Here is a 12,450-nt window from a genome sequence, read left to right as displayed (position 1 = left end):
TCATCATACCCTCTTCTTGTTGAAATGCTTTCGTGCACGGGTCTAACCTATTTCCTGCTTGTGCGTCTTGTTCGTGTTGCCAAGCACCTCCCTTGCTCCCATCTTACCGAGACAGGGATGGACCGCAAACGTTCACTTTTTGATGCTCATTTTTTGCAGGGGTTAAGACTGTGCAAAATATGATACACATAGGGTGCCATCCCAAGCACAGCAAGGCTTTCTAAGAGTTGTTTGACCATCTTTGACTTTTCAAAAGTTTTGCGATATGATGTTTACAGCAAGAAATCAACGTCTATTATTTTTACAGCAGGCACCGTTTAAAGGCATGTAAATTGGTGTATATTTTAGCTATTGAAGCATAGGAGGGGTTATACGTGAGTGTAGTACCTATGGTTGTCGAGCAGACGAATCGCGGGGAGCGAGCATATGATATTTATTCTCGCTTGCTGAAGGACCGTATTATTTTCTTGGGATCACCAGTTAATGATGTTGTAGCCAATTCCATTATCGCGCAGCTCTTGTTCTTAGCCGCGGATGACCCAGATAAGGATATTTCGCTTTACATCAACAGCCCGGGCGGTTCCATCACAGCCGGGATGGCCATCTTCGATACGATGCAGCATATTAAGCCAGATGTATCTACAATCTGTGTTGGCATGGCAGCATCCATGGGCGCCTTCCTGCTGAACGCCGGAGCGAAGGGCAAGCGCTATGCGCTGCCTAACAGTGAGGTTATGATTCATCAGCCGCTTGGCGGGGCCGAAGGGCAAGCAAGTGATATTGAGATCCGCGCACGCCGCATTCTGAAGATGCGTGATCATCTGAATCGCATCTTGTCCGAGCGTACAGGCCAACCGCTTGAGGTTATTGAGCGCGATACCGATCGCGACAACTTCATGACGGCATTTGAAGCGCAGGAATATGGCTTGATCGACAAAGTATTGGAGAAGTAATGCGTTTGTGAAGCATATTCTTGTGCATAAGAAGAAGAGGACCCTCATCGGTCCTCTTTATTTTTTATAATGGAAAGATCTCTCCACGCGCAAAAAAAACCGCATCGTTTCACGAGACGATGCGGCAAAATATATGTTCTAGGGGTAAACTGTAAAACCATGAGAAAGATGAAACGGATTCCTTGTGCATCGGATGTGATATCCTGTCCAAGGTCATGAAGTTTAAGCGGCAGCCCTCCTTGCTAATCATGATCTGTCATTCGGTCCATAATCAGAATAACGCTTCTTTCTTAAAGCAATCTGAGAGAAACCTTAAAAACAGATAAAATGAAGGGTGTGTGCTGCATTTATCTTTTAATCCTCATTATCCGAATCTTCCCCATCTTCTACATTCATGCCGACGTTTTTCCGATACTGTCCCGGCGTTACCCCCATCTCCTTCTTGAACTTGCGAATGAAGTTCGGCGCATCATGATAGCCGACCTGCGTAATAATGTCCTTAAGCGGCTGGTCCGTCGTGGTGATCAGACGAATCACCTCATTCATTCGAAGATGCCATACATACTGGGAGAAGGTCTCCCCGGTCTTTTCTTTGATGGATCGGCTGAGATAAGAGACCGATACGCGGAATTCCTCAGCCAGCTGCTCTAAGCTTAGCGAGTATTCAGCATAATGCTTATCAATGTATAGGATCACTTCATCCAACAGTGTCCGCTGCTCTGTCTCCTCGATCTTTTCCATCTGATTGCATATAAAGACAGACAGTTCACCAAGCTTCAGCTCCAGCTCCTCCAACGATTCATACTGGGAGATCTCAGGCAAATACTGCGCTGCATCTTGAATTCCCAGATCGGAAGCCGTCCGCATGACCGTATTAATCATGTCAAAGCTCATGCTGCGAAGCAGCGCGATGGACACCTGCTGAACTTTAAGCTCCTCGAACATAGTCCGAAGGGTATCGATCGCGACCTTGGCATTGCCCTGCTTCAAGCTTTGCGTTAGCTTGAGCAGCGTATCCTTCGGTATCCAGAAGTTATGCTCTGGGCGAACAGAGATGCTGTCAAAGAACGTCACGCTTCCTTTGCCATGGATCATGCGATATTCAAGCGCAGTCGCCGCTTCAATATACGACTGGTTGATGCGCTCCAAGGTCGTATAGCTGCTGCCCACGCCAATAGACAAGACAAGAGAGGAGTTCTCTCGAATCATATTGTGCACATCATGAATAACCTGCTCCATCTGCCCTTGAAGGGTTAAGGCCTCATCGCGTTCCATATTGATGATAAGTGCCATCTGATCGCGCTTGGCAAGTTCCACGCCATAGATGTGAATCCGGCGCTCCGGCATCTCTACTTCCGTCAGCATCTGAATCATATACTCGCGTTCCTGCACGGAATACGGTTGATCCGGAGCCTCCTCCCATGCGATCATGGCGACGAAGACATGTGTGCCATCGATATGAAGGCCAAGCATCTCGAACAGTTGATCTGCTTCCTCATCATTAGGCGCACCCCGCCTCAGAAGCGTCATCAGATACTGGTTGCGCACATACGGCTCTTGTATGTCGACGCGATCGCTATAGACAGACAGCGTATTTTTAATCCAGTCGAACTCCGTCTTGCCCTTCATCTGCTCGGCATCGAGAAGATCATTTTTCTTCTTCACAAATTGGAAAAGGTCATGGATCGGATGATATTGACGCTTTGCTACATAGACAGCCAGCATGGCACCGCCAAGGATTATGAGGGTTGCAGCGACCCAGATGTACATCTTAATATGCTGCACCCGATCAAAGAATTGATCGCTTGGCATCGAAGCGACATACGTCCATCCATTCGTCTCCGACTTCACGACGACGACGGAATGGCTCTCGTGCCCAATCTTAATATTATGCGTCCCTTCGCTAAGCTTCGCGAGCTCATGAAGGTCCATCTTCTCATCGCTATTGCCGTGACTGCGAGAAGCAATAAGCATCTCTTCATTGTCGAAGATATATACCTTGCCTTGGAACTGCTTCAAGATGGGATCCATCAGGCTGGAGAATACCTTCTCCTCCATGAAAAACATCACGGTTCCTTGTGCCGAGTCATTAGGCGGAATCGGTACCAAATACACAAGCATCGAGCTTGTATCGAACCCGTTAATCACCACTTGATCCACAGGACGGATAATCGGCTGCTTGATCTCGTTAATATCCTGCTTGAACTGCTCCAAGCTCCAATTGCTAAACCGATATACTTGTCCAAGCAGGGTTTGAACATCCGTCACGCCGCGCGAGGAATAAACGCCATTATCGCCATGATAATAAAGGAACAGCTCCGATATGATGGAGTTGCTCGCTTTATATTTTCGAAGGGCGTTGGTTGCCTCCATCGCATAATACGGATCATGAACCATATAAGGTGTTAGCTGCTCGTCATACGTAATACGGGAAGCGATATCATAAAGTTCGGACATGCGCGTATCCATAATATTGCGGCTTTGCTTCAATTGATTAATGTTCGCAAGCTCAATCTCTTCACGCAGTGCCGTTACCGAGTTGTTATAAATAACACTTGTAAGGACAATCAGTGGTATAAGTGAGATCGACAAATAGGATAACAAGTATCGGATGAACAATTTCGATTTGAACAGGTCCCATCTCAATCTCATTAGATCCCTCCATAGTATTTAAGTGCTGTAATCATGACAAAGCCCCGCCCCTCATTCATCCCGCCTTCATAGGCAGAATCATGGTGCTTTGAGGAACGGGACTCATTCATCTAAGACCAATTAAATACAGCCTTGCGCTCACCAACAACCATGCCGCCGTCATTATAGATCGTGTTTGGTACGACCTCATACAGACGATCAATCGTATCTTGATTCTGATAGCCGATCCGTTCCAGAATTGTGGCGATGATAACCGGCCATACCTGCTCAGAGCCATCCGACACTTTCAGCGATATGCCGATTCTCTCTTTGCGAAGCCCGATGCCGTATACCCCTTTTGCTCCGCCTTTTGCCACAAGATTAGGATCTTTAAGCAGGGCAGAGCATACAAATTTGCGATCTGCGATCATATTTGGGTTCTCATTCATGCGTGCTGCAATCTTGGCTGCCGCATGACGAGTGCTCTCATCTGCAATCAGGTCAGGATTGGCAAGCTTCAAGTAAGCGAGTGCGATGCGGTCGAGGGGAAGCGTGTGAACAGGAAGGCCGCAGCCATCCACACCGATACCAATCTGCTCGACTGGCACATCTGCAAGCTCTGCCAGTGATTGAATAATTTCCTGCTGAATCGGGTGCGACAGCTCATAGTATGAAGCTTCGTCCCATCCCATATGCTTCGCCGTTGCAATCAGTCCCATATGCTTGCCTGAGCAGTTATGGAAGATACGACGCTTCTCTTCGCGGTTGCGAAGACGTTCCGACTTTGCTTCTTCATTAAGCGGATAAGTCGCACAGCAATACAGCTGATCTTCCTTTATTCCTGTCTTCTTCGCGATAGAATGAAGAGCATCAATATGATAGTCTTCCCCACGGTGAGAAGCTGCAAACAGCGCCGTTTCCGCACTAGACAGGCCATACACCTCATCAATATCGCGCTTCATTCCAGGTATAGCTTGAAATGGCTTAGCGGCAGAGCGAAGGTACGTCTCATGATTCGGATTGCCGACATGATGAATGACCTCCCCCTTATCATTGACCACTGTGATTGCCCCATAATGGACATTTTCAAGAATACCTGCACGATATTCTTCCACCAACACATCGAATCCCTCAAAAGCCTTCATTATTCAGCACTCCTTGTTGATTCCTTGTCACGCTAGAGTTATCCCTAACGCTTGATTGCAAATGGCGCCTCTCGAATGGAAGCAGCCTGCGTGTAACCGCTTGCACAAACCCTTTATTTTCTAAAGAAGGGATGTACTCAATAATCTTACATTTAAATGCTAAAATGTCACATGAAATCGTGTTTTTATCCAATTTATACTTTGCATTTTAACAAATTTATGTCCTGTTTTCTATCCCAATTGTTACATTTCACAATTAAATCTTTCATATCTCAAGCTTGAGCGCCCCATTACTTGCATATATCGGAAGATCAATCATTTATTTCATTTTTATTAGGGCTAAATGTTTGTAACGTGAAAAAACCTCTCTATCCGAGACCACTCCAAGATGAGTGACCGCGTTTAAAGGCAGCGTCTATCGCCAAATATCATGCTGGTTACGTCTATAACGCAACTTATGAATGCAATTATGGTAAAAAGACATCCCTAAGCTGCTCTCACAGCCCAAGGATGTCTCGTATGAATCTTAACGTCCGCTCTTCAGTTCTGACCAGAAGCGATCGTACATTTGAATTTTGTCTCCGACGTCAAGCAGCCATTCCGTACGGCCAAGCTCGTCATCCGTCAGATTAATCATATGATTGTTGTTATACTCTTCGCTTTGATACTGCTTCGCCTCAGTGACGGGGTTGCTGTAGCCAATAGACTCATAGTTCTTGGCTGAGTTCTGCGGATCGAGCATAAAGTTGATGAACTTCTCTGCCAGCGCCTTGTTCTTCGCACCCTTCGGAATCGCATAGTTATCCGACCAGATCGTGCTGCCTTCTTCAGGCACCACAAACTCGATATCCGGATTCTCAGCTTGCGTAAATGCAGCATCACCAGACCACATCATGGCAATCCAGCCTTCTTCCGCAATCATCTTCTGCTTGATGCTGTCCGTGTCAAAAGCAAGAACATTCGGCACCAAATTGCGAAGATCGTCTACTGCTGCGGAGATTTCCTCATCATTCGTTGAGCTGTTGGACTTGCCTGCCTTCTTCAAGGACATTCCGATTACCTCACGGTTGTCGTCAAGCAGCAGCACTTTGCCCTTATATTTGGCATTCCATAGATCTTCCCAATGCTTCGGCTCTTCCGTTACATACTTTTTGTTGTATGCAATGCCGGTAACGCCGCTTGTGTAGATGATGGAATATTTGTTGTCAGGGTCATATTCCGGATTCTTGAAACGGTCTGTTACGTATTGAAAGTTCGGGATGTTATTCAGATCAAGCGGTTCAAGCAAGTCCTGCTTGATCATGCTTGCCACCATGTAATCGGATGGCTGAATAAGATCATAGTCAGCACCGCCGGCTTTAAGCTTAGCCAGCAGCTCTTCATTGTTTGCAAAGTTCGTATAGTTAACCTTCACATTGTTCTCTTCTTCGAACTTTTTGATCATATCTTCGTCAAAATTATCTACCCAGCTGTACAGGTTCAACGTTTCTTTTCCGCTATTACCGCAGCCTGCAAGCAGCGTGAGCGCAAACAATCCTGTCAATACGACAGCAAACCATTTCTTTTTGTTCAATCTTATTACCCCTCTCTGTGCATCAAATATACATTCATGAAGCTAACCATATGGTTAGACGATGTAAGCTAAAACGGCAGCATGGATGTCTTCTTCTCCTCGCGATTACCGCGGTTAAGCAGCCACTGTGCCAAGATGATAAGCGCCACGCTGACCAAAATCATAATCGTACACAAAGCGTTGATCTCAGGCGAGATGCCCCGCTTTACCGAGCTGTAAATATAGATCGGCAGCGTGGAGGAATTCGGCCCTGCGACGAAGAAGCTTATTAAGAAGTCATCAATGGAGAGCGTAAACGCAATTAACGCTCCGGCAATAACGCCTGGCCAGATCGATGGCAGCACCACATATCGGAAGGTCTCCCATTGGGTGGCGCCTAGATCGCTGGCCGCCTCCTCCAGCTGGTTCCCCATATTCGCCATGCGCGAGGACACGATCACATAGACATACGAGATGCTGAAGGTAATATGCGCGATAATGACCGTTGTTTTCCCAAGATCCAACCCAAGCTGGCTGAACAGTACTAAGAGCGACAAACCCATAATAATATCGGGCACTACAATTGGCATATACAACAGTCCCGCAATCGCTCCCTTACTCTTGCTCATGAGCTTGCGCATCGCAATGGCAGCCATCGTTCCCAGTACAGTGGAGACGATTGTAGAAGTTAATGCGATGATTAAGCTGTTCTTCAAGGCTTCCATCACATTGCGATTATCGAGCAAGGACAAATACCAATCAAAGGTAAAGCCTTCCCAGCTCATGCTGAGCCTCGAATCGTTAAATGAATACACAATGATCACAATGACCGGTATATAGATAAACGCCATCATTAAGAAAGAATGGATCGAGAGCAAGGGATTTTTTCGGTTCAATGTGTTGCTTTTCATGCTCTCGCCTCCTTCGCTGACTCATATTTGGAGCGCAATGCTCGATTGAAGAGCCATATAATAATAAGCGAGCTTATCATAAAGATCACCGACAGCGCCGCTCCGAACGGCCAATCCCTAGCGCTTAGGAATTGGTTTTGAATAATGTTGGAGAGCATCTGCGACTTCGCACCGCCAAGAATATCCGTGATCACAAACATTCCGGTCGTGGTGACAAATACAAGCACGCCTCCAGTCATAATGCCCGACTTTGTCTGCGGAAGCGTAACACGCCAGAACGCGCTCCATCTCGAAGCTCCAAGGTCGCTGGCGGCCTCTAGCTGACGCTTGTCCATTTGCTCTAGTGATACGTAGATCGGCAGCACCATGTAAGGAATAAAGGTGTAGACCATCCCAAGCAGGACCGCTCCCTTCGTATACAGCAGCTGCATCGGCTCGCTGATCATCCCAAGCTGCTCAAGCCCCATATTGACGAGTCCTTGTGTTCTTAGGATCAGCACCCAAGCGTAGGTCCGAATCAAGAAGTTGATCCAAAACGGCACGGTTACCCCAATCAGCATCCACTTCTGTGTTCTCGGACCCGCTGTTGTAATATAGTAGGCAAGTGGATAGCTGAGCAGCAGGCACAAGAGCGTCGTCAAGACGGACAGCCAGATGGTATCCCAGTAGATGCCCAAATATAGCGGATCAAAAAAACGGGTATAGTTGCTGATATTAAAGGTCCATACCAGATTGCCGACAGTATCCCTGCTTAGAAAGGACACCCCTACAACGGCAATCATCGGCACCATCATAAAGAAGCAAAGCCACAGGACAACAGGCGACAAAATGCCAAACCAACGTTTGTTCATCGTCCTACCGTCACCTCATCTTGTGGAGCCCAATACACCCCTACAGACTGCCCAATCTCCCAAGTCCGCTGATCCGTGAAGTCCAGCACACTTGTGACAAATGATTGCTCTTCATCAAGCTGAATAATAAGCTTATGAATATTGCCTAAGTAAACAATGTCATGAATAATACCAGATTGATGGTCGGCTGTTACCTCATGATGAACCCGAATTTTCTCAGGACGGACCGCATACAAGCGATCTTCAGTATGGAAGATGTTATTCTCGCCAACAAAGGTAGCTGCAAACAACGTCTCCGGGCGTTCGTATATTACTTTTGGCGTACCGATTTGCTCGATACGGCCGTTGTTCATAATGACGATGCGATCCGACATCATCATCGCTTCTTCTTGGTCATGTGTTACATAAATAAAGGTGATGCCAAGGCTTCGTTGAAGCTGCTTTAATTCCGTTTGTAGATTTTTGCGCAGCTGGAGATCGAGCGCACCGAGCGGCTCATCCAACAGAAGCACCTTCGGCTTGTTTGCAATGGCGCGGGCGATGGCTACGCGCTGCTGCTGGCCGCCAGACAGCTGATGCGGATACCGCTTGGTCAGCGCTGAGAGCTGAGTCAGACGCACCGCTTCATCAATACGCTCACGCTGCTCCTTCACCGGAAGTTTTTTCATTTTAAGGCCAAATTGAATGTTCTGCTCCACGGTCATATGCGGAAACAGTGCATAATGCTGAAATACGAGATTCAAATCTCGCTTGTTCGGAGGAAGATAAGTCATATCTTCATTGTCCAAAGTAATTACACCACTTGTCGGGTGCTCAAACCCTGCGATCATGCGCAGAATTGTCGTCTTTCCGCAACCACTCGGACCAAGCAGCGTCAGGAATTCCCCTTCCTCAATCTTCAGAGACAAGGGATGCACTACGGGGTGCCCGGCAAAATGCTTTTCTACATTTTCCAGACGAATCATAATCATCAACCCCTTCCCGTCATCCGTGGATAACGTCTTATGTCTAATAATAAGATTAACCCCTACAGAGTCATCCCATAAACGTGACCCTCATAGAGGTTAGATGATGTACAAATCATGGAGTAATCCACGAACTTCGTGCTTTCAGATGCCGCGAGAAAACCTCTATCGAGGCCATGTCTAATCCAGGACCACGTCTAGAGGTTTGTGTCTTGCCCATTGGACTGTCTTCTTTCATGAACAGTAAGCAATAAACGTAAACGCTTCTCTCGAAGCGAGAAGACCATGAAAAGGCTGCTTACGGCCTATGTCTTTTTTGCATTATCACTATACCGTGTTTTGATTGGTGTTACAACTATTTTTACGTAATTTCGACAGTTCCATACATCAATTTTCACGAAAATAACCTATAACCTGCGAAAAATGTCCATTAACGTCTATAATAACGCAATGAGAGTCAAAATAAAAGGTCCCCGAAGTTGACATTTCGAGGACCTTCTGCTTATATCAGGGAATTGATTTCCTTGGTGTGCTCTTGTCTAGGCCTGACAACGATTACTTCAATTCAAATTCAACCTGAACGCTTTCGCTCAGCTTGACTTGGCCGGCCTGTGGAGCTGATTCGGCACTGGCCATATCCTTCGCCATCAGCGACTCATTCATATAAATAGGATTGTAGCTGGAGCCGCCTTCTGTAACAGAGATGACGATGCCTAGCTGACGGCCCGAAGCCTTCGCAATGGCTTCAGCCTTCTTGCGTGCATTCGCTACCGCCTTCTCCAGCGCTTGAGCTTCGGAGTTCTGCTTGTTCTCTACATCAAAACGAATATTATTGATGCGATTCGCGCCTGCCTTCGAGGCCTCATCAACCAGCTTGCCTACCTTGGTGAGGTCACGGACATTTACCACAACCATATGATTGGCCTCATAGGCTACAATCTTAGGCTCCGTATTTTCCTTATATTGATACTGAGGCTGCACGGAGAAATCTACTGTCTTTATGTCTTTATCCTGAATTTTAAAGGTGTCGGACAATACCTTCTTTACCTTATCGAATGCCGCTGCATTCTGAGTTTGGGCTTCAGCAGCCGTCTTGCCGCGAGATACAACGCCTAAGCTCACATAAGCAATATCTGGCTCAACTTCAACAGTTCCCGTACCGCTTACTGATACATAGTCTCTCTTCACTTGATCTGCCGCCTTTGCTACTGGTGTGGAAAGAGCCCCCGTTCCAACGGAGCCAAAAAACAACGCTGCGCTAAGCATCATAGCACCCAATACTTTTACCCGATTCTGCACGATATTACCCCTCCAATATTTAGTAGTTGGATCTTGTCTATATAAACGAGATTGCCTTTGAAAATGTTGCTATAATTTGGTTACAGTTTTTTCATTTTTATATTTTTCGATCCGTCCTCTTTTTCAATACCTTGCCTTATAATAAAAAAGTGAGTTTCTATGCTTATCATTATGGCCCAGTTCTGCATGGTCAACCCATTTCACATGATATTGGAGTGAGCGCATTGATGGAATCACAGCAAACACTGACAATCATGTCGTACAACATTCGGCATGGAGAGGGCAGCGACAATGTCTTCGATTTGGACCGTATCGCAGAGGTTATTCGAGCGTCTGGCGCTGATCTTATTGGGCTTCAAGAAGTCGATCGCTACTTTTCCGATCGCAGCCAGTATGAGGATACGATTGCAGTGCTGGCCGAGGCTTTAGGCATGCATTGGTGCTACGCGGCCAACGTCATAGAAGAGCCTGAGCCGGGCCGTGAAGAGCACAGGCAATATGGAATCGCCATCTTAAGCAAGTATGAGATTGAAGATCAGCAGCATCTCAAGCTGACAAGCGATAAGAGCGAGGAGCGAGGCGCCTTGTATGCAAGGGTTGATGCAGATGGGACGATGCTTCATTTCTATTGCACGCATTTAGGATTAGAGCAGGAGGAGCGTCTCACACAAGTCCAGGAACTGCTTCTTGCATCCAATCATCACAAGGGTCAATGCTGCATCCTAACGGGAGATTTCAATGCCCATCCTGATGACCCTGAGATCGCCAAGATTACGACTGTGTTTGACAACGTCTTCAAGGATGCTCCTGAGGCCTATACCTTCCCAGCAGGTGAAGCCAATGAGACGATTGATTACATTTTGATCAATCCTCAGATACAGCTTAAGGACAAAGAGGTTATTCATTCCTTAGCCTCCGATCACTATCCGATTGTGGCCAAGGTATGCCTAAATGCGTAATTCCAGTAAAATAGCCGGTTCTTTCGCTACTATTCACTCCTATACGTGAAATAGCCGCATCAAAGATTGGCTTTATTGTTTACTCGTACAAATTCATTCCACAAAAACAACCCTCCATCAAATCTCTTGGAGGGTTGTTTTGACTTTATGGAACTTTAACTAGAACAGCACTTGATGCTGTAGACCCGCAACTCTATATTTCGACTTGCTGTCCAACGCCATGCTGCATTGCTTTTTCATAGATCAACTGTGCGGTTACAACATCAAGCACTGCCGTGCCTACTGTTTTGAACAAAGTAATCTCCTCGTCATTCTCTCTGCCCTTTGCCTGCCCTAGAATGACTTGTCCAAGCTCGCCCGTAAAATCCTGCTTGGACACGATGCCTTTATCTATTGGAATAATCACATCACCCGCTTCAGCCAATACACCTTCGGTAGTATCAAACACTACCTTATCTGCACGCTGCACAATGATCTCTGGCAGCTCCTGCATTTGCGGCGTATACGCTCCAACACCATTGATATGAGTGCCTTTTTTCACAAGGTTGCCATTAAAAACAGGCCGCTTAGACGTCGTTACAGCTGTAATGATGTCTGCATCAACAATAGCTGCATCCCCATCCTCTACGGCTACAATTCTCGTCTTAAACGAAGCAAACTGCTGCTGCATCTGAGCAGCAAATGACTTGGCGCGCTCATAGTCCAAATCAAATACACGCACCTCTTCCAGATCACGAACATTAAGCATAGCTTCCAATTGAGCACTCGCCTGTCCACCTGTACCAAACAGAACAGCGATTTTGGAATCTGCACGCGCAAGGATATCCGTAGCTGCTCCCTGAACCGCGCCTGTTCGAAGCTGCGTCAAATACGTTCCATCCATAATCGCACACACTTCGCCTGTCTTCCCATCCAGCAATATCATCTGTGCCGGCACCGAAGGTTTGCCTTGCTTTATATTATTCGGAAATACCGAAACGATCTTAACGCCAGTTGCATCGAGCCCCTCTACATAGGCTGGCATAAAAAGACTTTGTCCCTGCTGCTTAGGAATATCAATATTGACTCGAAGCGGCACCTCACACTTGCCTTCTGTATATAGTCGAAGCGCTTCTTTATCTGCTTCAATCGCATCTTTCATCGTAAATACTTGTTCAATATGCTGCTTCGTTAGAATAAGCATC

10 protein-coding genes are annotated in these 12,450 nt (G+C 46.6%); 2 read left to right on the top strand and 8 right to left on the bottom strand.

Annotated elements, in window-relative coordinates; all coding sequences use genetic code 11:
- Nucleotides 1–374: 374 nt before the first annotated feature.
- The gene (clpP, locus tag B9Y93_RS14280) at nucleotides 375–953 is read left to right on the top strand and encodes an ATP-dependent Clp endopeptidase proteolytic subunit ClpP (protein ID WP_085495238.1); all 579 of its coding nucleotides are present in this window, start codon (nucleotides 375–377) and stop codon (nucleotides 951–953) included.
- A gap of 354 nt (nucleotides 954–1,307) precedes the next feature.
- Here clpP and B9Y93_RS14275 read toward each other — a convergent pair whose 3' ends face one another.
- From B9Y93_RS14275 to B9Y93_RS14245, 7 genes are all read right to left on the bottom strand, one after another.
- The gene (locus B9Y93_RS14275) at nucleotides 1,308–3,605 is read right to left on the bottom strand and encodes a helix-turn-helix domain-containing protein (RefSeq protein WP_244903415.1); all 2,298 of its coding nucleotides are present in this window, start codon (nucleotides 3,603–3,605) and stop codon (nucleotides 1,308–1,310) included.
- 110 nt (nucleotides 3,606–3,715) lie between these two features.
- A complete protein-coding gene (locus B9Y93_RS14270) occupies nucleotides 3,716–4,729 on the bottom strand; it encodes an asparaginase (protein ID WP_085495237.1) in 1,014 nt (337 codons plus the stop codon).
- 526 nt (nucleotides 4,730–5,255) lie between these two features.
- Entirely contained in the window at nucleotides 5,256–6,302 is a 1,047-nt protein-coding gene (locus B9Y93_RS14265) for an ABC transporter substrate-binding protein (RefSeq protein WP_085495235.1), read from the bottom strand.
- A 68-nt stretch (nucleotides 6,303–6,370) separates the two neighbouring features.
- Nucleotides 6,371–7,192: an ABC transporter permease gene (locus B9Y93_RS14260; protein ID WP_085495234.1), complete on the bottom strand. Its 822-nt coding sequence runs from the start codon at nucleotides 7,190–7,192 to the stop codon at nucleotides 6,371–6,373.
- Nucleotides 7,189–8,043: an ABC transporter permease gene (locus B9Y93_RS14255; RefSeq protein ID WP_085495232.1), complete on the bottom strand. Its 855-nt coding sequence runs from the start codon at nucleotides 8,041–8,043 to the stop codon at nucleotides 7,189–7,191. The genes B9Y93_RS14260 and B9Y93_RS14255 overlap by 4 nt, the downstream gene beginning before the upstream one ends.
- Nucleotides 8,040–9,014: an ABC transporter ATP-binding protein gene (locus B9Y93_RS14250; RefSeq protein ID WP_277351705.1), complete on the bottom strand. Its 975-nt coding sequence runs from the start codon at nucleotides 9,012–9,014 to the stop codon at nucleotides 8,040–8,042. The genes B9Y93_RS14255 and B9Y93_RS14250 overlap by 4 nt, the downstream gene beginning before the upstream one ends.
- A 549-nt stretch (nucleotides 9,015–9,563) precedes the next feature.
- The gene (locus B9Y93_RS14245) at nucleotides 9,564–10,307 is read right to left on the bottom strand and encodes an SIMPL domain-containing protein (protein WP_244903414.1); all 744 of its coding nucleotides are present in this window, start codon (nucleotides 10,305–10,307) and stop codon (nucleotides 9,564–9,566) included.
- 227 nt (nucleotides 10,308–10,534) lie between these two features.
- Between B9Y93_RS14245 and B9Y93_RS14240 the strand changes: the two genes are divergently transcribed.
- Nucleotides 10,535–11,266: an endonuclease/exonuclease/phosphatase family protein gene (locus tag B9Y93_RS14240; protein WP_085495228.1), complete on the top strand. Its 732-nt coding sequence runs from the start codon at nucleotides 10,535–10,537 to the stop codon at nucleotides 11,264–11,266.
- A gap of 193 nt (nucleotides 11,267–11,459) precedes the next feature.
- Here B9Y93_RS14240 and B9Y93_RS14235 read toward each other — a convergent pair whose 3' ends face one another.
- Nucleotides 11,460–12,449 (bottom strand): ornithine cyclodeaminase family protein, encoded by a 990-nt coding sequence (locus B9Y93_RS14235; RefSeq protein ID WP_085495226.1) that lies wholly within the window; start codon nucleotides 12,447–12,449, stop codon nucleotides 11,460–11,462.
- Between the last annotated feature and the right edge of the window lies 1 nt (nucleotide 12,450).

The organism is Paenibacillus aquistagni (genome assembly GCF_900177815.1).
In the GTDB taxonomy this organism is placed as follows: domain Bacteria; phylum Bacillota; class Bacilli; order Paenibacillales; family Paenibacillaceae; genus Paenibacillus_B; species Paenibacillus_B aquistagni.
The sequence above is the reverse complement of the archived record's forward strand: the minus strand, read 5'-3'. Positions and strand labels throughout refer to the sequence as shown.

Excerpts from the sequence above, each read along its gene's own strand:
- B9Y93_RS14275 (WP_244903415.1), bottom strand. The coding sequence starts at position 3,605 with ATGAGATTGAGATGGGACCTGTTCAAATCGAAATTGTTCATCCGATAC.
- B9Y93_RS14270 (WP_085495237.1), bottom strand. The coding sequence starts at position 4,729 with ATGAAGGCTTTTGAGGGATTCGATGTGTTGGTGGAAGAATATCGTGCA.
- B9Y93_RS14255 (WP_085495232.1), bottom strand. The coding sequence starts at position 8,043 with ATGAACAAACGTTGGTTTGGCATTTTGTCGCCTGTTGTCCTGTGGCTT.
- B9Y93_RS14250 (WP_277351705.1), bottom strand. The coding sequence starts at position 9,014 with ATGATTATGATTCGTCTGGAAAATGTAGAAAAGCATTTTGCCGGGCAC.
- B9Y93_RS14240 (WP_085495228.1), top strand. The coding sequence starts at position 10,535 with ATGGAATCACAGCAAACACTGACAATCATGTCGTACAACATTCGGCAT.
- B9Y93_RS14235 (WP_085495226.1), bottom strand. The coding sequence starts at position 12,449 with ATGCTTATTCTAACGAAGCAGCATATTGAACAAGTATTTACGATGAAA.
- B9Y93_RS14260 (WP_085495234.1), bottom strand. The coding sequence starts at position 7,192 with ATGAAAAGCAACACATTGAACCGAAAAAATCCCTTGCTCTCGATCCAT.